31 protein-coding genes and 2 pseudogenes are annotated in these 23283 nt (G+C 33.4%); 14 read left to right on the top strand and 19 right to left on the bottom strand.

The window, feature by feature from the left end; all coding sequences use genetic code 11:
• Positions 1-249: 249 nt before the first annotated feature.
• Positions 250-426 carry a hypothetical protein gene (locus H131_RS15350; RefSeq protein ID WP_196228893.1) on the top strand — a complete coding sequence of 59 codons (177 nt, stop codon included), beginning with the start codon at positions 250-252 and terminating at the stop codon, positions 424-426.
• Positions 423-1055 carry a DUF6612 family protein gene (locus H131_RS15355; RefSeq protein WP_230491858.1) on the top strand — a complete coding sequence of 211 codons (633 nt, stop codon included), beginning with the start codon at positions 423-425 and terminating at the stop codon, positions 1053-1055. Before H131_RS15350 ends, H131_RS15355 begins: the two co-directional genes overlap by 4 nt.
• A gap of 426 nt (positions 1056-1481) precedes the next feature.
• On the opposite strand, the gene H131_RS15360 is transcribed toward H131_RS15355, so the two are convergent.
• Both H131_RS15360 and H131_RS15365 read right to left on the bottom strand, forming a co-directional pair.
• Positions 1482-1904, bottom strand: a complete 423-nt coding sequence (locus H131_RS15360) for a universal stress protein (protein WP_010860084.1) — start codon at positions 1902-1904, stop codon at positions 1482-1484.
• 23 nt (positions 1905-1927) lie between these two features.
• Positions 1928-2992 (bottom strand): PQQ-dependent sugar dehydrogenase, encoded by a 1065-nt coding sequence (locus H131_RS15365; RefSeq protein ID WP_010860085.1) that lies wholly within the window; start codon positions 2990-2992, stop codon positions 1928-1930.
• A 162-nt stretch (positions 2993-3154) separates the two neighbouring features.
• On the opposite strand from H131_RS15365, the gene H131_RS15370 reads away from it, so the two are divergent.
• Both H131_RS15370 and H131_RS15375 read left to right on the top strand, forming a co-directional pair.
• The gene (locus tag H131_RS15370) at positions 3155-3361 is read left to right on the top strand and encodes a hypothetical protein (protein ID WP_036130503.1); all 207 of its coding nucleotides are present in this window, start codon (positions 3155-3157) and stop codon (positions 3359-3361) included.
• Positions 3362-3476: 115 nt separating this feature from the next.
• Positions 3477-3677, top strand: coding sequence for a hypothetical protein (locus tag H131_RS15375; protein ID WP_036130506.1), 201 nt, complete (start codon positions 3477-3479; stop codon positions 3675-3677).
• A gap of 197 nt (positions 3678-3874) precedes the next feature.
• Here the strand turns inward: H131_RS15375 and H131_RS25020 are convergent, their stop codons facing one another.
• The 3 genes from H131_RS25020 to H131_RS15385 form a co-directional block, all read right to left on the bottom strand.
• Positions 3875-4036: a hypothetical protein gene (locus H131_RS25020; protein ID WP_196228894.1), complete on the bottom strand. Its 162-nt coding sequence runs from the start codon at positions 4034-4036 to the stop codon at positions 3875-3877.
• Positions 4037-4263: 227 nt separating this feature from the next.
• Positions 4264-4677, bottom strand: coding sequence for a YugN family protein (locus H131_RS15380; protein WP_010860086.1), 414 nt, complete (start codon positions 4675-4677; stop codon positions 4264-4266).
• A 613-nt stretch (positions 4678-5290) separates the two neighbouring features.
• Positions 5291-5500 carry a hypothetical protein gene (locus tag H131_RS15385; protein WP_036130509.1) on the bottom strand — a complete coding sequence of 70 codons (210 nt, stop codon included), beginning with the start codon at positions 5498-5500 and terminating at the stop codon, positions 5291-5293.
• Positions 5501-5781: 281 nt separating this feature from the next.
• Here H131_RS15385 and H131_RS15390 point away from each other — a divergent pair, with 281 nt between their 5' ends.
• Entirely contained in the window at positions 5782-6786 is a 1005-nt protein-coding gene (locus H131_RS15390) for a nucleoid-associated protein (RefSeq protein ID WP_010860087.1), read from the top strand.
• A gap of 199 nt (positions 6787-6985) precedes the next feature.
• Here H131_RS15390 and H131_RS15395 read toward each other — a convergent pair whose 3' ends face one another.
• Entirely contained in the window at positions 6986-7459 is a 474-nt protein-coding gene (locus H131_RS15395) for an ASCH domain-containing protein (RefSeq protein WP_010860088.1), read from the bottom strand.
• Between the two features lie 547 nt (positions 7460-8006).
• Between H131_RS15395 and H131_RS23835 the strand changes: the two genes are divergently transcribed.
• Positions 8007-8144 carry a YjcZ family sporulation protein gene (locus H131_RS23835; protein WP_080647678.1) on the top strand — a complete coding sequence of 46 codons (138 nt, stop codon included), beginning with the start codon at positions 8007-8009 and terminating at the stop codon, positions 8142-8144.
• A gap of 449 nt (positions 8145-8593) precedes the next feature.
• On the opposite strand, the gene H131_RS15405 is transcribed toward H131_RS23835, so the two are convergent.
• Entirely contained in the window at positions 8594-9118 is a 525-nt protein-coding gene (locus H131_RS15405) for a DUF2812 domain-containing protein (RefSeq protein ID WP_010860089.1), read from the bottom strand.
• Between the two features lies 1 nt (position 9119).
• Positions 9120-9431, bottom strand: a complete 312-nt coding sequence (locus tag H131_RS15410; protein WP_010860090.1) for a PadR family transcriptional regulator — start codon at positions 9429-9431, stop codon at positions 9120-9122.
• Positions 9432-9955: 524 nt separating this feature from the next.
• Between H131_RS15410 and H131_RS15415 the strand changes: the two genes are divergently transcribed.
• Positions 9956-10156: a cold-shock protein gene (locus tag H131_RS15415; protein WP_010860091.1), complete on the top strand. Its 201-nt coding sequence runs from the start codon at positions 9956-9958 to the stop codon at positions 10154-10156.
• A 240-nt stretch (positions 10157-10396) separates the two neighbouring features.
• Here H131_RS15415 and H131_RS15420 read toward each other — a convergent pair whose 3' ends face one another.
• From H131_RS15420 to H131_RS24575, 5 genes are all read right to left on the bottom strand, one after another.
• Complete coding sequence (locus tag H131_RS15420) at positions 10397-10597, bottom strand: hypothetical protein (RefSeq protein ID WP_036130517.1); 201 nt, start codon at positions 10595-10597, stop codon at positions 10397-10399.
• A 433-nt stretch (positions 10598-11030) separates the two neighbouring features.
• Positions 11031-11192, bottom strand: a complete 162-nt coding sequence (locus H131_RS24570) for a YfzA family protein (protein WP_155242466.1) — start codon at positions 11190-11192, stop codon at positions 11031-11033.
• A gap of 306 nt (positions 11193-11498) precedes the next feature.
• Complete coding sequence (locus H131_RS15430; protein WP_036130519.1) at positions 11499-12044, bottom strand: BA5345 family protein; 546 nt, start codon at positions 12042-12044, stop codon at positions 11499-11501.
• Positions 12045-12157: 113 nt separating this feature from the next.
• On the bottom strand, positions 12158-12385 hold the full coding sequence (locus tag H131_RS15435; protein ID WP_036130522.1) for a hypothetical protein: 228 nt from the start codon (positions 12383-12385) through the stop codon (positions 12158-12160).
• A 405-nt stretch (positions 12386-12790) separates the two neighbouring features.
• Positions 12791-12988 (bottom strand): hypothetical protein, encoded by a 198-nt coding sequence (locus H131_RS24575; protein WP_080647679.1) that lies wholly within the window; start codon positions 12986-12988, stop codon positions 12791-12793.
• Between the two features lie 398 nt (positions 12989-13386).
• Here H131_RS24575 and H131_RS25025 point away from each other — a divergent pair, with 398 nt between their 5' ends.
• Positions 13387-13557: a hypothetical protein gene (locus H131_RS25025; protein WP_196228895.1), complete on the top strand. Its 171-nt coding sequence runs from the start codon at positions 13387-13389 to the stop codon at positions 13555-13557.
• Positions 13558-14213: 656 nt separating this feature from the next.
• Here H131_RS25025 and H131_RS15445 read toward each other — a convergent pair.
• The 5 genes and pseudogenes from H131_RS15445 to H131_RS15465 form a co-directional block, all read right to left on the bottom strand.
• Positions 14214-16520 carry a glycoside hydrolase gene (locus H131_RS15445; RefSeq protein ID WP_036130525.1) on the bottom strand — a complete coding sequence of 769 codons (2307 nt, stop codon included), beginning with the start codon at positions 16518-16520 and terminating at the stop codon, positions 14214-14216.
• Positions 16521-16595: 75 nt separating this feature from the next.
• On the bottom strand, positions 16596-16808 hold the full coding sequence (locus H131_RS15450; protein WP_036130528.1) for a hypothetical protein: 213 nt from the start codon (positions 16806-16808) through the stop codon (positions 16596-16598).
• Between the two features lie 524 nt (positions 16809-17332).
• Positions 17333-17482 (bottom strand): hypothetical protein, encoded by a 150-nt coding sequence (locus tag H131_RS25030; RefSeq protein ID WP_036130531.1) that lies wholly within the window; start codon positions 17480-17482, stop codon positions 17333-17335.
• Positions 17483-17779: 297 nt separating this feature from the next.
• Positions 17780-18218, bottom strand: a pseudogene (locus tag H131_RS25480) (transposase); the annotation flags it as partial.
• Between the two features lie 183 nt (positions 18219-18401).
• A complete protein-coding gene (locus tag H131_RS15465) occupies positions 18402-18725 on the bottom strand; it encodes a hypothetical protein (protein WP_080647683.1) in 324 nt (107 codons plus the stop codon).
• Positions 18726-19022: 297 nt separating this feature from the next.
• On the opposite strand from H131_RS15465, the gene H131_RS15470 reads away from it, so the two are divergent.
• From H131_RS15470 to H131_RS15490, 6 genes are all read left to right on the top strand, one after another.
• Complete coding sequence (locus H131_RS15470) at positions 19023-19412, top strand: hypothetical protein (RefSeq protein ID WP_036130534.1); 390 nt, start codon at positions 19023-19025, stop codon at positions 19410-19412.
• Between the two features lie 370 nt (positions 19413-19782).
• A complete protein-coding gene (locus tag H131_RS23860; protein ID WP_080647684.1) occupies positions 19783-19902 on the top strand; it encodes a YjcZ family sporulation protein in 120 nt (39 codons plus the stop codon).
• Positions 19903-20237: 335 nt separating this feature from the next.
• Positions 20238-20783 (top strand): GrpB family protein, encoded by a 546-nt coding sequence (locus H131_RS15475; protein ID WP_010860094.1) that lies wholly within the window; start codon positions 20238-20240, stop codon positions 20781-20783.
• 311 nt (positions 20784-21094) lie between these two features.
• Positions 21095-21286, top strand: a complete 192-nt coding sequence (locus tag H131_RS15480; RefSeq protein WP_036130536.1) for a hypothetical protein — start codon at positions 21095-21097, stop codon at positions 21284-21286.
• A gap of 485 nt (positions 21287-21771) precedes the next feature.
• Entirely contained in the window at positions 21772-21972 is a 201-nt protein-coding gene (locus tag H131_RS25485) for a tyrosine-type recombinase/integrase (RefSeq protein WP_010860095.1), read from the top strand.
• Between the two features lie 340 nt (positions 21973-22312).
• A complete protein-coding gene (locus H131_RS15490; RefSeq protein ID WP_230491859.1) occupies positions 22313-23098 on the top strand; it encodes a hypothetical protein in 786 nt (261 codons plus the stop codon).
• A gap of 31 nt (positions 23099-23129) precedes the next feature.
• Here the strand turns inward: H131_RS15490 and H131_RS24580 are convergent.
• A pseudogene (locus H131_RS24580) lies at positions 23130-23213 on the bottom strand (SAM-dependent methyltransferase); the annotation flags it as partial.
• Positions 23214-23283 lie beyond the last annotated feature (70 nt).

Genomic DNA, 23283 nt, shown 5'->3' on the forward strand with positions numbered 1-23283 from the left:
AAACGCAGCAACGACTAGTGACTTTACTACTTATTTGTTACATGCAACTGCTGCTCTCAATAAAACAAGCTCCACTTCTAACAGCATAGACGCACTACTATCTGAAGCTTACGAGCAGAATAAAACCAGCTCGACTTCGCTTTATAATTTGTTTGGTAATATGTATGGGCATTCCATACCTCGACGATGAAAACCCCAACAATGTCCGATTACCTACAGAACACTTTTCAACCGCAGCAGTTTAAAACATTGTCAATGGCACAGGACAAGCTACAAACACAAATGACGAATTTCGCCGCAACTGTCCATGAAAACAGTCCTCTCTTTGTCCAACAAAACCTTGCAAAAATGAAAAACAATATTGCCCTATTAAATGACTACTTAGCACAGCAAACAGATACAGCAATTAATAATAGTACTCTGTGACTGCACTAATAAGTAGTCCTTCTACAAGCAATCATATAGTAGATGTCCTGGCTCCGCATTGTCGCACTACAATGCCTGATATGTTTGGCGAAGGCACTGAAAAATCCGATATGCCAATTGAAATGTATATGAAACAAGATCAAGGCTTCTTTATGAAGGATGTGGCATCTGACAGTTGGTTTAAGTTACCTAACGAAAAATTTGATGACATTCTAGACCAAACAGCTTCTTCCGCTGATGCAAAACAACAATTACAACAACTTAAAGAATATATTGATGATTTCACATTCGAACAAAATGACGATGCATATGTACTAACACTTAAATCAAAAGGTGATCGTTTTAAAGATCTAATTGATTCACAAGTTCAAGAGTCTATACAGGGGCTTGGGCTTGAAGAAAATCCTCTAGATAACTTAACAATTGATAAAGTGAACTACGTGCTATATATCGATAAAGAAACGTTCGATACAACAAAAATGGATATGAATTTTGACTTCAAAATGAAAGTTGAAGACGAAGAATTAGCGATGACAACGAAGTCAGTGATTACCTATACTGATTTCAATCACCTTAAAACAATTGATATTCCACAAAATATTATCGATAATGCAACTGAGCCACAATAATCGAAAACAGCCAGTTTCCGAGATTTCGGGGACTGGCTTTCTTTATCGAAAATTTATTATTTTTTCAGATGACTATCTACTGTAATAAACCAGTCTTACAGAAGTATAAACGCTCTTATCATTTACTGTAAGCAATGTTGAGTAGAATGCTTTATCCCATTTTGTCGACAATGTGTATACATTATCCGTATGGAAGAAATAATCATTTACCAACTCACTTACTAATATATTCCATAAAATCACAACGAATAAAGTCAATTCAGTCCATTAACTCTTACTTCCTGCTGAAACAATCGCTGATAGCATTGAACTGGTCTTTCCTAGTTACGTGCAATGATGAAATACATTTATTCGCTTTATTATGTAAAAAAGAAAAAGTGCTTTAACCCTGTTATACAGGATTTAAAGCACTTTTTTATAAAACTATTATCGAACAATTAGTACATCACATTTAGCTAGACGGACGATGCGTTCTGCTACTGAACCCAGTACCATTTTTTCTAATTGATTTAACCCTGTAGCACCACATACAATTAAATCAACATCAGGTAGTTGTGTTAAAATGCCCTTTGGAGAACCTGTTTCTACAACAACTTCTACATTTGTTACACCCGCAGTTTGAGCTTCATTCTTTATTTTTTCGATTTTGATGAGGTTTTCCTCTTTCAGTTTCTCAGCATACTTCAAGTCATAAGCGGTGATAGCTCCAAATGATTTCGTGTCAACAACATTGACCAATTGTAAAGTAGCCCCACCCTCCGTTGCTATACTTACAGCGCGTTCATAAGCCTTTAGTGATTGTTCTGAAAAATCAATCGCTACTGCAATTCTTGTGTAATCCTTCGTCATCATAATCCTCCTCGTAAATTAGTTTAATGTCTTAATGGAATTCGATACAATTTGTCGTCATTTTCCAGTGGAATACCCCGTCCATCTCTATTATTGCTAATAAAATACAGGAACTTTCCATCAACTAGTATATCTCGAATCCTACCTAGTCCACTAATTATTTTTCTTTGTTGACCCGTCTCAACATCAAATTCCAAAATTGCCGTTCCTTTTAATGTGGCAACATACAATTTACCGTCATAATAATCCATACCTGATGGCGCCCAAGTAGTGTTGCTTCCTGATGTAAACAGTGGAGCAATCATGCCCTCTTGTTTCTCAGTACCTTCGATAATCGGCCAGCCATAATTGTGGCCCGCATCAACGATGTTTAGCTCATCATTTGCAGTATTGCCGTGTTCACTAGCGTATAATGTACCATCTGGCGACCATGCCAGGCCTTGAGGATTACGATGCCCATAACTATATACATAAGAATTTGGAAATGGATTATCACTCGGTATAGATCCATCTAAATTCATTCGCAAAATTTTCCCTTCCAGTGTGTCTCGGTCCTGTGCTCTAGATGGACTCAGTGCATCTCCAACAGTTGCATACAGTTTGCCATCTGGCCCAATCTTAAGCCTTCCTCCATGATGATACGTGCCACTTTTAATATGATCGAGGAGCAACTGCTCTTCCTTCCAGTAATTGTCTTCGAGCCTAAATGTACTAATCCGGTTAAATTGTTTGGCGCCATCTACATACGTATAATAAGCATATGCTCGATTCGATTGTGGAAAGTCTGGAGCAAGAGCAAACCCTAATAATCCTGCTTCTGAAGCTGTCGCAAGGTCTTTTTCGAGTTTCACATGTTGCCTCTCTATTTCACCATTTGCTATCTTCACTATAGTTCCCGGTCTTTCTGATAAATAAAATGTATCGTCTACTTTTTCAATCGACCATGGTATTTTTAGTTTATCTGCGATAACTTCTACTTCTGTATTAGACATCTCTATAGCACCATGATTATCTTTTTGAGGCTCTTTGCTAATACACCCTACTAGTAAAAACAGGGTCAGCATCGTTAGGACAAAAACTTTTTTCAACCACTATCACTCTTTTCTTTAATTTGATTATCCTAGAACACTTTCTTTTACCCAATTCATTCATGGAGCCTTTACTTCCTCATTAAATTCCAATAAACTGTAAATAGCACTAAGTGTCGTACCACACTAAATCAAGTTAAACCCTAATGGAGTGATTGGACAATGGAAAGATTCGACATGAATTTTCAACATAAAATCGTCAAAATTTGGTTTTTAATTGTGCTGCCCATGCTTATTTTATCCATTATCTTCAAGTTACTGTTCCCGATTGAAAAAACTTTTTTCATGACAGTGATTCTTATTATAACAGTGGTGAGTCATTGGATTTGGGCTATATGCTATGCCAAAAAACGAGTTCGTCCTCATTAAAGAATTCACATGAAACTAAGTACAAGGTGTCTCTTATGGAAGAAGTAAAAGTCGTCTATGCATTAATCAAAAATATCGATAATGAAATTCTTATGGTACATAATCATGAAGGTCATTGGTCGCTACCTGGTGGAAGGTTGAGGCTGATGAAACACTAATTGAAGCGGGTATAGAAACTATAAAATTGCCAGATGAAATTACTCAAATCGAATGGGCATCTATTGAAACGGCCAATCAACGAATGTCTTATTATTCAGGTGGAGTTGACAAACTTTTAAAAAACCATACCCTTTATAGCAACCAAGGAACGATTTAACATGATTTACTGTTGGCGGAGATGTTAATCATAGTGAGCTATGAAAAAGCATCATATAGACGAAGATAATTGGTGAATCCCTAGTGTTGGAAATAAGACTATCATTTGAAGAAACGGGCATAGTGGTTATTACCTTAAAATTGTTCGGTATCTATTCTGGAAAAAACTTATTTAAAGGCAAAAAAAAGAAGAAGACGTCACTCAGGCGCCTCTTCTATTATACTAGCAAATTCTAAAACTTCGCCTTCAGCCTTTGTTTTTTCAAGAACTTCTAAATACTCTTCTTTTCTGTCGATGAGTCGTTCATGTTGCAATTTTTGGTACGAAAATAGAAAGTCATTACTAACTGCTTTTCCCATAAACTCACCTCATTTAATAGTATTAATTAACCCTATTATAATATTGGTAATATTTTCTGACAATTAGTTTTTAACTTTTGATTATATTGAACCAATTTTAAAGAAGGTCAAAAGACTTGAGGTGATTAAGCTAAGTTCGCTATGTACTTTAAGCATTTTTCATTTTTCTACATGCAAAAAGCCACACTTCAATAAAAGTGTGACCCTCGGAATGCCAATGATTTTTCTTAGTGAAAAAATGGTAGCATTTTTTCTGCTACTACCTTTTCGCCAGCATGCACCCACTTACTTTTATTGTGGATCTGAGCATCTTTATCAAGAGGCGTTTGAAATTGACTAGCGCCCGTAGCTTCTAGCAATGAACCCTCATCATAATCTAATCCTATATTCGTCACATGTTTGATGACAAAAGGGGTTTGGAAGCGAATCTGCGCATCATAAAAATCCAACTCTCCCTCTGTTACGATAAAAGGTACCCGCAAATAGATAGTTTCGCCTCCGTCACGCCATAAAACCGTATCGAAACTCCCTTTGTCATAATCCCAATTACCTCCAATTGTAAAACCTTGTCCTTCAATGTGATCACGTAAATATCCAAATCCTATTTGTTTTCCAACAATATTAGATTCAAATTGTAACAATTGTATTTCCCTCCTTATGTTCGATTTCAGTCTAACCTTAAAAAGAGAAATACAAACCATTACACTTATATTAAAAGAACCAGTTTTTCAAAAAAGGTCGGCTCCTCGATGTCCTTATGTTTAAAACCTGAAGTAGCATTAAAATACATTAAATTGAATCAATTTCATAATTCACTTTTATATATCAATACAGGCGGACGCTTCCCGCTAGAGTCGCCACCTTACGCTCCTACAAAAAATGTTCGTGTTCTTTATAGAAAAACTATTTATGATATTAATTCAATTATGTACTTATTAAATAAATACACTTAAACTATAATTATTATAAGTCCGGCGTGAATACAAAAAGTGAATTATTTCGAAGGAGTGTTCATTTATATGAAAAAATATTTTTTAAACATGTTTTTATTATTATCTTTATCATTACTTCTTGTTGGATGCGGAAATAAAGATGTTCCTTATGACTATGAATATGATAGATAAATTTGCTTTTCATTTATGCAATATAATAAGTTTTCCCATGCCATCACCAAAAGCAGAGACATCCATTGTAATATTAAAGGCCCTGACTCCAAAACTAAAAAAAGTCACGCTCATTGAACGTGACTCGTTATCATTTAACTTTTATTTTTTCTATTTCAGCAATATACGTAGCTTCTTCATTAATTTTGATATAGTGATTTTTTGATTCCTTATAATAGCCTTCTTTTTTCAAATAGTCTTTTAGTTTCGATTTCTTCACAAATAGTTTTTCATTTACCTTCTGTTCACATTGTTGACCATCTATCCCTTTAGTAATGAACATTATATAAATTTTTGTCAATTTACATTCCCCCCTCAATTAATTACGGATATTTGATTAAGAAAGTTTCAAAAAAATTCAAAATTATCCATTACCTCAACAGACAATCTTATGCATACATAAACCTGTAACCAATTGTTTCAAACCAACATTTCTACATCTTTCACTGCTTCCTTACTAAGGATCCGTTGTAAATTTGGAGAATAAAAATCCAATCATTACCACAATTAAAAAGCATGAAAATATTGTACGGGTTGTGGTATGGTAAATTATCTACAACTAATGATTAGAAGGTGAAGACCATGCTAGAAGTAAGTGACAGTAAATTAGCACAGTATGTCGTACATCAAGTAAGTGATACGCTTGTTTTAGGAGAAGAGGCATTCTCTCAGCCAGAGGTCATGCTAGAAGCAGCCTTTACGCAATTAGCGTTTAACAAACTCGATTTGGAGCAGCAATACGAATTTTTCCACGAAACGGATATTGGATTAAATGAAGTGTATACATATGTGAAGGCGATATTTGATTCAGAGAATAGTTTCCTTGAACAATCACAGCATATCGCTACCCACCTACATAGTGCATCTGGGCATCCTCATATTAAAAGTGGCGAATTATTTATTGGGTTATTTGAAAATTGTTTAATGTCTACAGATGTCAAAAAAGTCATTGCCATTGTAAAAATCGATGAAAAAGAAATATTTTTAGATGTGAAAAACGAGCAAAATAAAATGGTTGTGAATGGCATCGACGGTATTAATGTTAAGAAAATCAATAATTTAGCTGTCATCGTGGATATGGGGGCAGACGAAGCACCTGCTGTCTTTATGAAAACGAAAAAGAAAGAAGATGTAGTTTACTGGCAAGAGCGTTTTTTAAAAATTAAGGTAGCAGATGAACATTATCATAAAACAAATTTAGCATTAGCAGAATGTAAAAAATATATTTTAAAAGAAGAGAGTTTTACGAATACCGAGAAATTGGGGTTTTTAAACAAAACGCTCGATTACTTTAGAAATGAAGAAGAATTCCAGGTAAATGATTATATGGACACGGTATTCGACGAGGCCGATCCTGTACAAAAAGATATTATCGTAAATTCGGTAAAACCCTACGAAACAGTCATTTCCGAGAGCGCGATTGCTAAGGCGGAAAAAAGTTATAAACGGAAAATCAAACTCGATTCCAACATTGAAATTCAAGTTAACGTTCGTGATATTGAGCAAGTGCATGAACTGATTGAGGTTGGCTATGATGAAACAACCAATCGAAAGTTTTATAAAATCTATTTCCAAGAAGAAGTTTAATCAAAAAAACATGTTAGAATTCCGCGACTCACATGAGGTTCTGGTTAGTTGTGTAGTAGCATCGCAATTTTCTTTTTCTAAAATATTCTAAAAAAACACCGCTTTTTACACCCTTATTATTTAAGGATTTAAAGCGGTTATTTTTTGGTACAACCTTTAACTTAGGTTGTATAGTTTACACATTTTATTTTTCTTCAATTTATTTCTCATCTTTATAGATATTCATTACCTTAAACGTTTGACAAACGAGTAATATGTCCGGAGTAAAAGGAAGTCCGTATTGACTTAACTCCCAAGTGAAAAATTTAACATGCTCACGATACCAATAATCATAGCTTAAATCCCCTTCACCCTCAGACCTTGCAAAATCATTTGTTACTTCATTCATTTTAACTAATTCGACCTTGGTATATTTTATAACTGCTAATGGATTATTGTCTCCATCCAATACAATATCGTACTGTCCAACTTTTTGAATTTCTTCTTCTTCCAGCTCATATACACAATGTGCAGCGCATGTTCCTGTTTTAATTCCATTAACAACTAAACTCCCTAAGCCATCTCCCATTTCTTTGGAACCATCTCCAAACATCCATGCGTCTGGAACACTCATGTTTAAGTCATTTTCGCTAGCGTACTTACGCCAATATTCTTCTATCTTACTAACTGACATTAGTCACTTACCCCCTTGATGTTAAATACGACTGAGTATAACACGATATTTCAGAAGAACAAGCAATACAACTACTTTTTCAAACATTAAACCATTATACTTTCTGCAAATTCCACATTCGCATGATTTGTGCATGTTTATTGTACATATGTCCGCATGAGTAACCAAGCTCACCTGCAATCGTTTAGCGTGTTTTGGCTTCCACAAGCTTGCGATAAAGGATTTTTTATTCAAGTCCAATACAATGTACAGATGAGTTTTTAAAAATCATAAAGGACATCCTCTTTATGAGCATGGGCTACACCTACCTTATTTGTAATCTGCTGTATTAGCATTGTCATACGCTGTGGCTCTTTTATTTTAAATGGCAAACACCTAGTAGTTACACGTATATACCGCATAATATGGTAGTGTACCTAGTTCAAATAAAGTTTTTATTTTCCATCTTCAATTAAAAACACACCCCCAAGGTTATCGGTCACTTCTATTTTAGGAAATGACCTTTTCTATCTTATTTGCAATAGTTATAAAAGGAGGGGATTTTTTCATGGGAAATCAAGGCTATGGTTATGGATATAGCTATGGTTATGGGTGTGACAGCGGTCATGGTAATGATTCAACATTCGTTCTTATCGTTGTCTTATTCATTCTGCTAATTATTGTTGGCGCTAGTTTCATGTATTAATTTAAATTTCTATTTTAGAAATACAATACCCTTGCTTGTTGAATAGGGTCACTTTCACCCGAGTGACCCTTTTATTAGTTTCCAGGAACAGTGTCTAAAAAACCATCATGCTCTTCGTGCTTTAAGCCACGTTTCACCTTTTTAGAAAAAAGGAAAAATCCAGCAGCCTAAGTAGTGAATTAGTTTTTGGCTGAACTTGACACTACTTCAATACAATATACTAAAGAAACCAATTCAAGTTATGCCGTACGGATTAATAACTGCGAATTCAACATTAAAATGTGTATGACTCACCGGCATCAGGTACTAAAACAGTAGAAGCTAGCCCATTTTCATTGCATCTTCTGTAAATCCTTCAATTGTGAAGCTTGCATAATACCATCCTTAAAAGCATATGAGCTAGTTGTAGCTTATATAGCTAAAATTACCCATTTAAGGCTCCATCTATATCATTTCGTTCGATAAGAATGATAGTACGTAGCCATTAAGGTCATCGCCATTGGTACAGCCAATACAATTGATAGCATAAAAACAACTAAAAAAATCGTACTTAATTGTCCTGAGCTTATTACGTGTAACACATAGCTCACAATTAGAATTGTCACACTAATAACAACTGCCGGAATAACGGATTTTCTAAGTCTTTTTACTTTATCTAGCTTCGATTCTAAATCGGTGTAAATTGGATTTGTACCTGGCGTTGCTTTAAATAAATGCATATTATAACTCGAACATACATATGTCCAACCTGCCATCTCAAATATTTCAATATATTCCTCTAGCTCATTATCCGCTAAACTTCGTACATCAAGGCTAAAAATAACATCCTCAGCAGGGCCTTTTTCCAATTCGTAGCCCATTTTTTTAAACCTCTTTACAATCCATCCTTTTGCTGCATACTTTGTCAATACCTCTAAATCTTTTTTCTCTGAAAAAGCTATGCCGTTGGATGTAATATATTTTGTTTTTCTCATTTTAATCCTCCCCTAATCCATTTTCAGCAAACGTTAACATCGCTTTACGTCTTTTAATATCTTGCCTTAATACCTCTCGCCCTTTATCAGTTAATACGTATACTTTTCTGCGTGAATCTGAATCATCAATTAACTTAATATAAGATTCATTGATGAGCTTTTTTATAATTGTATAAAGTGATGCTGGCCCAATCACTACTTGAGAATCTGTCAACTCCTCAATCACACTCATGACTGCATATCCATGTCTAGGTTGTGTAAATCCCGCCATAATATAAAACACGGAATCGGTTAATTGCTCCAAAGATTTCATTTTTCCACCTCTTTATATCACTTTATGATATATCTAAAAACAATGTATCATAAAGTGATATATTCAACAATAAAAATTCAAAACCATTTAATTTTTGATTCCAACAAAATTACAATTTCATTTAATTGGACACCTAACGACAGTTGTTTTTACGTATTCGTTTGTCATTTCGTGAACATGTTCGATTAGACTGACAGCACTTTTCTTGTAGCAGATGCTCTTGGAATTGCCGTATTAGCATTTCCATAATAGGGGCTATCGAAGGTGTTCTTGATGCTGAAATATCTTCCTAATTGAACATATTAACTACGAATGTACTGTTGATAAATAATAATTGAAGTTTGCACTAGACAAACAGGACTTTTCGATATATACTGAATGTAATAACATCGTTTGCAAGAAAGCTATGAATTCACATATTACAAAGAGTAATCGTGTTTTGTTAGATACTTTTTGTAATATGTGAATTTTTTTCTTTCGATGAAATATGATATTATTAAATACAATTAATGGAGGTCATTTAAATGACACAAGGTACAGTAAAATGGTTTAACGCAGAAAAAGGTTTTGGTTTCATCGAAGTTGAAGGCGGAAACGACGTATTCGCTCACTTCTCAGCAATCCAAGGTGACGGTTTCAAATCACTTGAAGAAGGTCAAAAAGTTGAATTCTCAGTAGAAGACGGCCAACGTGGACCACAAGCTACAAACATCGTAAAACTTTAATTTTAATGATGTAACCATACAAAAAGAGGCACCCTTTCATTAGGAGGCCTCTTTTTTATATAAGGAATTTAGATTGTAATGAAGTTACTGGTTATTACATTCCCCTTCAATGCTATAGCAATAAACGGAAAATGAAGTATTTACAATAGTACAAGTACATAGATTCAATTGTGTTTTTATATCTAATTCATCATTGTTATAAAGCCTTCTAACTAATGAATATTGAGAATAGACATGAAGTTAATTTGCCAACCCTTGGTTATATTCAATCCACTTTTCCATTTCCCGCTCCACTGCTCGATTTTGCCATTCAAACCAAAGGCCCGAACATTCATTACAATGACTGTCTACTCCACTTTTTTGATGCTTATCTTTACATGTAAATAAAGTTTTTTTACGACAGCTATAGCAGTAGATTTCTTTGTCTTTATAAAATTCCATAACTATCAACTCCTTCATTTTACACCTATTTATTTCCGATTTTGCTATAAGTTATTCTACATTACACAATATTACATGAAGGATGATGAATAGCATGAAGATTTTTTATTTTTTTTTCATTTTTAATGAAAAAAGAAACAGCACCACAAACCCTTGATAAAAAAAGGATTTGTGGCGCTTTTTAGTTTGTTCAAACGCTTGTTCTACGAAAATGAGGTATTCCACCCCCGATCGGTTAGGTTACTATCAATAATAAATGCGATATTATCAAGACTTTAGACAAATTACGTACTTGGTCCAAATTTAACCTTCTAGGCATTATTATTAAGCGTTTGGATCTAATAGTTTAAAAGGTCACCTAGTGAGTTTTATATAATAGTTCCATCAGCTAAGGGGTGATCCATTCAGTAAAGAGCTTCGAGTCCAAAACCCATCATCCTATCCTGGCAAATAATTTATCACTATCGTTTATGTTTGGCTCTAGGGAAGTACCATCAACGGTGATAAAGATCAATTGAACAATTAAAAATATACCAAGGATAATTATCCAGCGTTTTGCTAGATTAATATTATGATTTTTTTCCGTGTCAGTCATTTGAACACTCCTCCTCCCATGCTTCATTATTTTGAGTTACTCTAACTTGATGATCCTGGAGTTGAAAACCACATAGCTAATAAAATCAACCAAATTACTGCTATACCTATAATTAAACGCTTCTCCTCTTCTATTAATACTTCACAGGAAATACATTCCCTTGTTCATCCCTCCACAATTCATAATTAGCTCTGGTGAATGATGAACCAGACCTTCCAAGGCATAAAAAAAGCACCCTTATTTTGATCTGACCCAAAAAAGTTAGACATATTTAGTTAGATTGGTGTCTAACTTTTACGGGGCAGATCATTTCTCGGATGCTTTAAGAAGTTCTTCAAAGTATAAATCTATGTTTGCTGATGCATATTTCCTTAAAAAATACCAACCAACAACCAATATACTTAAGACGATTGTGTACCAAAATTCGAAATTTGACATATTATTTGAAATCGAGTTGAAATATACGATTAAAAAAGCTCCACTAAAACTTGAAAGCACTGACCCAACCTCGTGTTTTTTAGAAAGAAGATATCTGTATCGTTCTTTATAATGTTCGTTTTTTTCTTTAGACAAAAGATTATCAACCTTTATTTCATCTTTAAAATATTCTTCCCAACCATTTTTAAATATTCTTGGGATAACCCAACTTATTAAATGGTGTATTTGATTAAAGAAATAACCTAATGGAACTCCTGCTAAAGTTACAAAAGTACCTAATACTAGTAAATTCTTATTATAAATTGTACTTGTCAAATGCCCACCATATAATATTAATACATAAGGTGTTAATGACAGTAAAAAAATCCATCCAGGAATTCCCCATCTAATTAAATATTTTGTTTCAAAATTCATAACAATGTCCCCTTTCACACTAATCATAATATTAATGGGACAATATGTCATCATTGGGAATATAAAACACAATAAAAAGCCACACCTTTTTAGATGTGGCTTAATACATTGGATCAATCAAATGTTAAAATATCTTGTTCTGCTACTACCTTATAAACATCTTTAGTTCTAATTAAAATCGTTTTATAATTTTCTGTTTCAGTAAATGAATACCAGGACTTCTCATTGAACCCATTAGAAATTTCTTCTGTAAATGTTTCTTGTCCAATATTAGTCTTGATTTTATATTCTTCTTCACGATTTTCGTCAAAGTAAAACTTCACTGTATATTCATACTCCATTAGTCAACACCTCCATTCTACCTACATGATAGTATAAATGGAATGTATTGTAATTATACAAAGAGACTACCTATTCAGTAGCCTCAATTGCTTGTTTTCAGGAAACACGTACAAGCGAAGTGTTTATTATTGTAATGAAATTTTACACCGTATTTCTGCGCGCTTTTTAATACTACTATCATATAACGGATTTTCAATAGGTTTAATAGAGACAATATAGAGTATACTATATTAATCATATGGTATTGAAACTAAGAAATCTCTTTATTTGAGCATGTTTAGCATAGATATATTAGGCACTCTAATCTTCCGCAACTTGTTCGAGTGTCTTATCTTCAACATATTTATCGTAAATAATTTTTTGTTCGATACCTTTAAATTTAAGAATCATTTTTTTCAAATCATTCATTTTTTGTGCAAGCCGTATTCAATGACTTCGATTCGTTCTTCTAACCTTGCACCATCTGATTCAGCTGTAAGCTTGTACTTTGCTAAATCACCATGTCCCCATCTTTTCAATTCGTTTTGTGAGCGAATTAAATTATGTTCAAGGTCTGTGATTTCATCCTCAATTCTTTGGTAATCTCGCAACCATTCGTACATGTACAGCACCTACCTTAATTGTTAATTTACTTAATTTTGAATCGTAGCGTCTAATCACAGTACGGTTTTTTCGTGCTATAATTTACATAAAATACATATCGGGGTGATTCAAATGACATTCATAAGAAAATACTTCTATATTGTTTTCTTCGTAACACTGTTTTTATTTTCATCTATTTGGGATTATTTCAGTAATGGTAATTTGTCTTGGCTTGAAAATTTTCTTTTTTCCTTATGGGTAATAATTTTTTATGCGATGGCAAAATTACTATTGAGTAATAAAAAATATGAAAAACAATAACCAAGTGTCAGTACATGAATCAATTCATAGTTCTAAAAACTTCCTAACTATGTTATCCTTTCACAATTCAATATTCCAAATATCAGGAGGTGTCAGGATGACTCTAAAGATTGTTAAAACTCTTTTATCTATCGTTCTTGTGTTCATGTATTATTTGGGCTTTTGGACAGCTAACTCTGCTACAAAAATTGTGTTTTTCTTTCTTATGATCGTCTTTATTTTCGAAGTAGGTGTTGAAACTGGTAAGAAGCACAGGAACAATATCTAATAGGAATATTCTATATTTTTTATCAACTAATCTCAAATATATTTAATTGATGCTGGCGCTCTGTGTTTTGGGGATTGCGTCATAACAGCTCGTGTTTTGATGTAGCAGCTTCCGTTGTGGACATCTTTGTGATTTTGCTCCAAGCACTTAATATGTCATTGTATAAATTGCTATCGTAACCACTTAAAATGACGAATCCTTAAGAGACTAGAGCCCTTTGTTCAATTGCTATTCAGCCGGTTGTTGCTCGACTTCATCACTGTTCATTTGATTGTCAGGAACCTTGTGTAATATCTATGTATTAACTTTTAAATACTTAATCGAATCTAATCGAAAACCCCAAAAAGAACAGACGCTCAAAACCCTTACGTACCAAGGATTTCAAGCGTCTTTTACTCTTCATAAAATCATCTAATTTTATATTTTATACTTATTACGTCCCAGGAGGACATACTATAATGCTAATATATCAATGGTTAACGTATGGTTAACGTATAAAATGTTTACCTTTTGTTTACCTACTTTTTTAGACCACCCATCACAATGGATTAGCTACTTCTATGTTTTCTTGTAAACTATTCCTTAACGTTCAGATTCAGCCTCTCGGAAGATTGTCTCAAGGAAAATTAGCAGTTAAACTATTGCGAATTTCACGCTTACTTTTCCGGTGAATAGATAGTATTACTATTTCCATCAATAATTAACACTGATTTTCCTGATATTGTCTCGCCTTGATAGTTAAATTCATCATCTGAAAAATTTGCTACTACACTTAATGCTTCACCATATTCAGTCATTTGAACAAGTCTATCATCTGATATAATTTTAAAACCTGTCATTTCTTCCGTTATTGCTTTTTTGCTGAAATTTGACCATACCTTTGAATGCCTTACAATTGTTTCTTTATGTTTTTCCCACTCGTGTTTATCTATATGATATAAAGGAGGTACATTATAAAGTATCTCATACAACATTCTATTTGTTATTTCATCTGTAAATTTTAAGGTTCCCCATCCCCACCAATGAGATGTGATCACTGAATCGTTGTAAACCAACTTATACAATGGGATCGTGTAGTTTGGATCCAAAAATAACTTCTTGTACTTATCCTTTAGTGAAATTTGTTTAGAAAACATTTCGGGCACTCCACCATTACTCGAATAGTATCTCCCTACATAATACTCACTTTTTTTGTTTTTTGCCATATCCTCGTCCATCCAAGAAAATGATGGCGTTTCTATTCCATGTGCAAAGGCAATAGATTTGTTAGCAAAATCATTTCCGCCCTCTGTTCCTACTACCATACCCCATTCTTTTTGCAGATACTCCATTCTCTTAATCCTAGCCTGGATATCTTCCTTTTCAGTAGTAATATGTTCTGGCGAATAGTCATCAAAGATTTCTCCAGTGCCATCTGTGTCTAAAAACCATGAGTTAAATGCTATGCCCGTATTTAAAATTGAAGTTACTCTTTCTTTTACACTAGGCATTGCAAGCGTCGGATTCAACTTTCTCCCTGCACCTTGGAATCCTTCAATCTTGTTTCCATTTTTATTTGTTACAGTTGCATTCTTGTAAAGTGAAGCATCCTTAAACTTAGCAGTTTCCCACTTCTCTTTACCTGGTTCATGGATTGAATGATATGAATCATAGGTACCAAATAGATAGCCGAAGTCTTCTGCTTCTTTAACTAACTCTGGTTTAATGAATCCTTCCTGCCAATCATCCAAGCCGATCCACATATTTTCTAACCCAGAATCCTTCATGTCCTTTATCACATCTACAGTATTAGCATCTGCCCACTTCTTTATTGGGTCAACTACATCTTCAAGTATGCTTTTTAATAATCTCTTATTTAGGTCAATTAATTCAACGGGATTTAAATTTTCTATTCCCGTGTTTAACAGCCTCTGAGTTTCTTTATCTGTTTCAGTAAATACTTCCGGATTATAGAATTCTTTTAGTTGCATTACGGCACTTAAGCCTTTTATTATTCTATTCTTAGTGTATTTGTCTACATAATCTAAGCTATTTAAATCTTCAAAAGCCGATGAAAGCTCTGATTCATCCTCAACATTAGTAGTTAATAGCCCCTGAATCCATAATCTCAGTTTTTCGGGAAAACTTTCTCTCAGTTTTGCCCATTTTATATTTTCTTCTGAAATCACAGTTCTGTCCCAAAAATAAGCATGAGGTGCGCCATAAAGCTTTTCAATATTACTATTTTCTTTAGCCTTATCCGCCAAGCTTTTGAAGTCTCCCTGTTCAATCAAATAATTTTTATAGGTCTTTGCAACATCTACTGGATTTTTTTCCGTTAAATATATTCTAAAACCGTATTCCTTCTCTTCATTAATAGTTGGAAACTCATGATTAAAAGTAAACTCAATATCATTTTCTGTATTATAAACAATTTCACTATTATAAGGATTTTTAATTATATATACTAGCGAATAGTCACTTTTATCAACTGCAAAAAATTGCATAGATAAAGCCTCAATTACTTTCATTTTTTCTTCACTTAAGTAATTTTTCCAAATAGAATCATCGCTTGGAATATACTTCCCTTGATTTAATGGGAGCATATATCCATCACCTTTCACTTTTGGCCATGCAAACATGTTGTCTTCATCCTTGCTGGATTTTAAGGTTACATCAACATACTTATCTTTTTTTACGATATCAACCTCAATTTCCTGTTCTAAATAGGTCCAGCTAATGTTATCTCCACTGTCTGTTAAATTTGAAACTTTCATTTTCCCCAATGGTTCCGATACCTTCTCAGTAAATCCATTGGACTCCACCTCAAACGCAAGTGTCTCAGGATCCACACTAAAGTTAAAGTCTAAATTATTTATTTGTGACTTAACCTCTCTACCTGTACTAATTTTTTCTTTCGTACATCCCGTAAGAACGCTTGTTAATATTGCAGCAATTAACATGATTGATAGAATTTTTTTCATGTAACACACCTCCATACTTAGAGTAATAGCGGTGTGTTACACGAATGTCACAAAAAAACTCTAACCTATTATTTTTTAATTCAAACCCAAAAACCAATTTTTTAATTCTTCTTTAGCCCATCTAATATCATATTGCCATGTATAAAATAAATCTCTCGACTGCTTTAGTTCTTTTTCATCATTATCCCATATATACTTAGCTATTAAAATTATACTTGCTGAACCTTGATTAAATCTTAAGGCTTCTACCACTAATTTTTGTAAGTCTTCCTTAAATAATATGTTCAAAACAACTCCTCAGATAATATTTGAAATTTTTTCTCTAGATCTTTTTGCTTGATGTTTTGGATTTTTTCTTATATGCCTTAGGATTATATATAACATGCTTTGAAAATACAACTGATGTTTATTCCATGTTCCGCAATTATCAAGCAAATTGTCTAATATTAACTTGTAGTGATAATTTTATTATCTGCTTAAATTAATACAACAATTAATATAGAAAGCGCCTTATTTTCTCTTTCTACTTCAATCATACTGACTACTTTATTTGAGAATAATGTAATCTCGGCAATCCCATACTTTCTCTCAGTTAAACCATCACTCAAATATACAAAACGCTTCGTATTAAACTATAAGGAATATGTTTATTTTTCACACCTACAACACGTAAAATTGTGCCACCATTTACATTAGGTTTCACTATCGTTTTAATAGTAATTGGCTGTTTAAACTCTATCATTAATTGAAAAAAAGAACTTCGAATAAGAAAAACATAGGGAGATTTTAGTCTTCCTATGTTTTCATTCATATTATTTATCTGTTTGTTTTAGCTTTTTTTTCAAATACTCCGCACGTATTTTTTCAATTTGCTGCTTTTTATCAAATTTGGCAGGCTTGTGTTTTTCATGATACTTTGCCACAGCCACCTGACCTTTGGTATCCAATTGATATTTCCCCACTTTGTTCACCTACTTTTCTTGTACTTTAAAGAGAATCTATTCAACAAAAATAATATACCTTATTTTACTGAAGTAAACCTTTTTACTTTATTAGTGTACTACCTAACCTTGCATATATCAGTAAAAACTTAGTAAAATAATTCATAGCCAAATGGTATTCATTATACTTATCTTTACGACCTTAAATTTGTTGATTCATTTTAAAGTCATCAATCAAGTCGCTAATTTTAACTAAAACAAAAAATCTCTTCCAGTTATTTATTATAAATGGTTTGTCAACACTAAACTGGACAAAAATTATAAGGTCTGTTGCTTGAATTCCACTGGAGTTAAATAGCCTAGTGTTCCGTAAATTCGAATGTTATTGAACCAATGAACAGCATCATCAAGTTCAAGAGCGAGCTGTTCAAGAGTAGAGAAATGTGTTCCGTTAGCGAATTCTGTTTTAAATACCTTAAACATCGCTTCAGCCACGGCGTTAAGGGCATCCTTTCATGCTCAGGGATCGCTGGATTCCGAATGTTTCTAGGGCTTTTGAAATGAGCTTATTTTCATACTCTTTTCCTCGGTCTGTATGAAACATTTGAATGTCGTTCAAGTTACCTCTAATACTTACTAGCGCTTGATAAACCAGCTCTGCTGTCTTATTTGCACTAGCACTACGGCCAATGATTTCACGATTGAAAAGGTCGACAAATAAGCATACATAATGCCATTTTGTTCCGATACGGACATATGGAAATCACTCACGATGACAGAATCCCCAAATGTTTTGGATTATAAAAGCCCTCCACAATTGATGTGGAGGGCAAATTCACAAGTTACTTCTATTCAATACCTAACATTTTTTTCGATTGTTGAATTGCTAGATTTTTCAAAACATCGAATGAAACTTTAGCAATTTCTAATCCTTTTTTAGCTATTTGCCTTCCACATGGTGATTGTACAATATCTGATTATCTAATCCTCTGAATGTATTTATCAACTTTTTCATACTTTCCAAGTCGTTCATTTTCTGTGCTAATTCACGTTCAGAAGCTTCGATAATTACTTCCAACTGTGCTCCACGGCTTTCAGAAGTTAATTTTATTTTTGTTAAATCACCATGTACCCATCGCTTTAATTCTTTCTTGTTACGTTCGAGAATAAATTCGATGTCTGCAATTTCATCCTCTAATTTTTGATAGTTTTTGAGCCATTCGACATGTGCAGCACTACCTTGTTTGTTAATCATATTGTTCATTAGTTTACTGTAGCGTGTGACGGCGCTACGGCTTTTTTATTTTTAAATTTATTCAAAGGCAATTCACTATACAAATATAGCTATTACATCATATTAATAGTAAGGTAAAGCTAATTTAGTCTTGCACCTCCGAAACTTTTTACTAAGGGTCACTTCTATCCCAAGTGACCCTGTTTTATTGTCTTATCTCACAAAAATATATTTTTTAATGCCTATAGTTGAATGGTTTAACACCCCACTCCTTCTATACAGCTAACATATTATACATTGTAGAATAGAAGAGGAGGTGAATATAAAATGGCATCATTTGAAATTGGCTCGAGAAGTCTTTTCAATTTTCGAAACGAACGCTTTTTCCTATTAGTTGAAGATGAAATTACAGTTCCAGATAAAGGTGTGGAGATTGATCCAGTTAATATATATGAGATTGACCAACAAACTTTCAATTTTATCAGAGATGAAGGAGATACACCTGTGGTTGTACCAGTTTTTCAACTTCCAACTGTACCACCTGGATTTGAATTAGAACGAAAATGTATTTTTACAGTTGATAATGCCTATTTTGTAATCTATGATTTAGAAAATGGAACTGATACCAATGTTTTATTAAGAATCAGTGCAGCTTTATTTAACTCATTGAGAAATTCTGGTGTTCGTGAATGTATTCCTCAAAATTTCATTAACTAAATGTTATTGCCCTTTTAAATGTAAGGGTACAAAACAAGCGACCAATTTTATTGGCTGCTTGTTTTTTATTTTGAAGGTATTTATGTATGTTTAACACTTCAAAATAAACGACTTAATTATTACTAGACAGCAAATCAATTATCTTTAACTTTAATTACACCCACTAATTCACGTGGGCCTGTATTAACTTGTTTAACTATCATCTTCCACATAAATCCCCCTCCTTTTTACTGCACAAATTTCTTTCTGATACGACTACCAATACGTAACATGATTATCTATTTTTCAAAAGAAAATATTGATTAGATAAATACCTCCTCTCCTTTCTACAACTAACATATTATAGATAATAGAGAGGAGGGAAGTTATTATGTCTCAAGATTATGGTAGTGATTATAGCTCTAATTCTGGTTCGAAATTCGCCCTAATTGTGGTTCTATTCATTCTTTTAATTATTGTCGGCGCTAGTTTTATGCATAAATCGTATTAACATTTCCAATTTTTTATTATGGTCATAGATGTTTAATATAAAAAATCCACAATTAATAATCGCCAAAACTTCTGATGCTCATAATTATTCTTGCACTTTCAAATTTTTACTAAGGGTCACTATTCCTCCAAGTGACCCTTTTATAGTTTCTTTACTCATATTGTGCACTAATAACCTACCTTTAAATACTCTTTAAGTTGGGTCCTTGACTATGCATATTTAGCATTAATATCTCTCTTCTACATTACCGACTCACTAGGTGCCTTCGCTAGAACTAGGTCCTTTTTGATAATATTCTTAATAGTGTTAAAATTATCTAAAGGAGGTTGTTTTAAATGGATAAAAATAATAATCCAAATGGTTGGCCAATATGGGCGAATGAGTCTGTAGAAATAGTAACGGCAAATCCTGATTGGCAAGACCAAGGGCGACACGAAGAACAACATCTTTATGATCTTCTTAACCCTTATGGTATAAGCGAGGTAATACATATAGGAAGTACATCCATACCTGGTCTACCAGCAAAACCTATAATTGATTTAATGGCTGAAACAGACTCATTTGATAGAGTAGAAGATATATCAACAAAATTGGCTGAATATGATTGGCATTATGTTAGCCCAGAATTAGATGAAAGACCTTGGAGAAGGTTCTTTGTAAAGGTTAAAAACAATAAGCGTGTTGCTCATTTGCATTTGATGGTTAAAGGAAATGAGCGATGGGAGCAACAACTTTTATTTCGCAACCGTTTACGAGAAAATCTACAATTAGTTTGTGAATATTCAACGCTTAAGCAAGGGTTAGCTAAAAGGTTTAACCAAGATAGAGAATCATACACAAAAGCTAAAACAGAATTTATTAAACAGGTTTTAAATAATTAAAATTTCATTTCATAACTTACATTAAATAAATGTGAACAATGTGAGAACCATTGATAATATCTATTTACCTGACAAACCGTCTCCCCAGTGTTAAGCTGGGGTTTTTGCTTTGCCATAATGTATAGGAAATCTTAATTTGCACACATTAATCTTGAGTGTATCGCACGCACTTTTAAGGCTGTGGCGTTGGTTGACCGTCGCGGCCTTCCCGTTATTTACTTATATCACTTCCAGCCCAGTGACCCTTAAATGGTTTCTTTTCTATTCTGTGCTATTTTTTATACTATAAATTACATATAGAGGTGCTTTAATTGACTACATTCGGAAAATACTTATATATCGCTTTCTTTGTGACACTGTTTTTATTTACAACGGTTTGGGATTATTTCAAAAATGGTAATTGGGCTTTGCTTGAAAATTTTTTCTTTTCCTTTTGGGTAGCAAGTTTTTTATTCATGGCATTGCTACTTAGAAGTAAAAAAGATGAAATGGAAAAAAATTAAAAAACTGAAGCTGATTTGATTTTCTTTCAACTAAGCAACCCCATTACGTTGCTCCCATTTTTTCAAAAGACACATCCCACGCTTTCTTAATGTGCCAGCCTTCTTTAATGTAATGCTGCACCCATTCGTTTTTGTAAGGCATAATGACGCTTCCTTCACATTTACCACCACTACCACCACGTTATTCTGATTTAACCTTCTCAATTCTTGCTTTAAGGCATACATGAGAGAGACTTTTGTTGTCGTTTTTGATGATCTAAAGCTTCACCTAGTACCTTTTGAAATTCCCTCATGTCCTCAAGAGGTACTGGTTTCGGTTCATTAAAACACGACCAATCCGAACGAACAATTGCGATGACTGAATTTATAAAACTGATATTAGCTACACCTGAAAATGAAAACAATTTAGTTTTTTATCGACAATCAGTTATAAAGCAGTAACAAACGAAGGTGCTAAAAAATTATTACGAAAAACTTTAGATGCATTGGAAATTGAACATATTTCGAATCACGGTTTACGTCATACGCATGCAAGTGTTTTGATTTATAAAGGTACTAATTTTCATTCAGTTTCAAAACGTTTAGGACATTCAGATATTCAAACAACACTCGACCACTACGCACACGTATTAAAAGAAATGGAAGAACGAGGTGAAGAAATTGCAATCAACATTTATTCATCTTAATTTTTTTCACCTTGTTTACATTTTGTATACCTAATTTAATTTTAATATATTATTCTATGCGATTTTCAAAATATCTACAAAAACAGAAAAACGCTCAAAACCCTTACGTGCCAAGGATTTCAAGCGTTTATTACTTTTCATAAAATCATCCAATTTTATGCTTATTACGTCCCAAGAGGACATACCATAATGCTGATATATCAATGGTTAAAGCATACTAAACTGCTTCGTTAGTAAAAAAGCGTTTCAATTTGTTATAAAAACGCACCCGTTACTTTAATAACTAATCTTACGAATAACTCCCTTGTAAAAGCAGAAAATATGGTGAGGTGATTAGAATATGTTAAAAACAAAGATTGGTTATATTATTTGTTTTTCGATTATTATAAGCTTATTTGTTTACAGTAAGTCCATAAATACAAAAGCGATGGAGTTATCCTTCTCGCAATCGAATAGTGATAAAAGTGAACATAAACGAATTCAGGAATTGGAACAACGTTTAGATAGCCTCGAACCACCTGAACCTACCACTATTCTTGACTCACCTTTCCCATTTAAAAAAGGAACAGAGGTGCATTTCCCTACCGATGTCATCCCCATTTCAGAAGTGTCAAAAGAAGGAACAAAAATTCCTTTCAAAGTAATAAAAAGCGAACCGAACTACATTAGACCAATATATGAAGAACAATGGCATAGCACATATGGGGGTGGGAGATGGAGCTATATTCCTTCTCGAATACACTATGCTCTTCACCGCATATTCCCTTTTTATGCCATCGGGATTTCTGCTGAATTTAATTTTCAACAGGAAGTAGGTATTGTTTTTCCTACTGATATAAATGAAACAGACCTTGACCTGTATATAGTTGTTTTTCAAACAAATATCACAGATGTTTATACAAAAGGAAATCAAGTTGTTGTTGTTGGGACACCTAAACGAACAGGAGTAGAAGTTATAAACATTAAAACAGCAAATATACACCCGAGTAATAAGGAGAAGTTTTTGTTAATTCAGTTAGCAACTAATGGAGCTGAACTTGATTATTCTTTAATTAGTTATCAACCACCCGATTATTGGTTAAAGCAAAAACAAAGAAATGAACGTGAAAAATCTAAAAAAGAGTGAGCCTTTGCCTTATCAAGTAAGTTGATAAGGCAAAGTCATTATAGGTTATTCCACTTTCACGTAAGGTTGTGTAATCCTTAAAAAAAGTTGAATTATCGTAAATATTTTGCTTCATTTTTTTACTTCCCCGTACAGTTTGATTTTGGACAAAAATCACGTCAAAAGTGAAAAAGTGAGCATTGAAG

The sequence above is a fragment of the Lysinibacillus sphaericus OT4b.31 genome (assembly GCF_000392615.1).
Taxonomy (GTDB): domain Bacteria; phylum Bacillota; class Bacilli; order Bacillales_A; family Planococcaceae; genus Lysinibacillus; species Lysinibacillus sphaericus_B.

Bases quoted from the DNA above. Each gene is read 5' to 3' on its own strand.
- H131_RS15360 (WP_010860084.1), bottom strand. From the start codon at position 1,904: ATGACGAAGGATTACACAAGAATTGCAGTAGCGATTGATTTTTCAGAA.
- H131_RS15370 (WP_036130503.1), top strand. From the start codon at position 3,155: ATGGAAAGATTCGACATGAATTTTCAACATAAAATCGTCAAAATTTGG.
- H131_RS25020 (WP_196228894.1), bottom strand. From the start codon at position 4,036: ATGGGAAAAGCAGTTAGTAATGACTTTCTATTTTCGTACCAAAAATTG.
- H131_RS15390 (WP_010860087.1), top strand. From the start codon at position 5,782: ATGCTAGAAGTAAGTGACAGTAAATTAGCACAGTATGTCGTACATCAA.
- H131_RS15395 (WP_010860088.1), bottom strand. From the start codon at position 7,459: ATGTCAGTTAGTAAGATAGAAGAATATTGGCGTAAGTACGCTAGCGAA.
- H131_RS23835 (WP_080647678.1), top strand. From the start codon at position 8,007: ATGGGAAATCAAGGCTATGGTTATGGATATAGCTATGGTTATGGGTGT.
- H131_RS15405 (WP_010860089.1), bottom strand. From the start codon at position 9,118: ATGAGAAAAACAAAATATATTACATCCAACGGCATAGCTTTTTCAGAG.
- H131_RS15410 (WP_010860090.1), bottom strand. From the start codon at position 9,431: ATGAAATCTTTGGAGCAATTAACCGATTCCGTGTTTTATATTATGGCG.
- H131_RS15415 (WP_010860091.1), top strand. From the start codon at position 9,956: ATGACACAAGGTACAGTAAAATGGTTTAACGCAGAAAAAGGTTTTGGT.
- H131_RS15420 (WP_036130517.1), bottom strand. From the start codon at position 10,597: ATGGAATTTTATAAAGACAAAGAAATCTACTGCTATAGCTGTCGTAAA.
- H131_RS24570 (WP_155242466.1), bottom strand. From the start codon at position 11,192: ATGACTGACACGGAAAAAAATCATAATATTAATCTAGCAAAACGCTGG.
- H131_RS15430 (WP_036130519.1), bottom strand. From the start codon at position 12,044: ATGAATTTTGAAACAAAATATTTAATTAGATGGGGAATTCCTGGATGG.
- H131_RS15435 (WP_036130522.1), bottom strand. From the start codon at position 12,385: ATGGAGTATGAATATACAGTGAAGTTTTACTTTGACGAAAATCGTGAA.
- H131_RS24575 (WP_080647679.1), bottom strand. From the start codon at position 12,988: ATGTACGAATGGTTGCGAGATTACCAAAGAATTGAGGATGAAATCACA.
- H131_RS25025 (WP_196228895.1), top strand. From the start codon at position 13,387: ATGACTCTAAAGATTGTTAAAACTCTTTTATCTATCGTTCTTGTGTTC.
- H131_RS15445 (WP_036130525.1), bottom strand. From the start codon at position 16,520: ATGAAAAAAATTCTATCAATCATGTTAATTGCTGCAATATTAACAAGC.
- H131_RS15465 (WP_080647683.1), bottom strand. From the start codon at position 18,725: ATGAACAATATGATTAACAAACAAGGTAGTGCTGCACATGTCGAATGG.
- H131_RS15470 (WP_036130534.1), top strand. From the start codon at position 19,023: ATGGCATCATTTGAAATTGGCTCGAGAAGTCTTTTCAATTTTCGAAAC.
- H131_RS23860 (WP_080647684.1), top strand. From the start codon at position 19,783: ATGTCTCAAGATTATGGTAGTGATTATAGCTCTAATTCTGGTTCGAAA.
- H131_RS15475 (WP_010860094.1), top strand. From the start codon at position 20,238: ATGGATAAAAATAATAATCCAAATGGTTGGCCAATATGGGCGAATGAG.
- H131_RS15490 (WP_230491859.1), top strand. From the start codon at position 22,313: ATGTTAAAAACAAAGATTGGTTATATTATTTGTTTTTCGATTATTATA.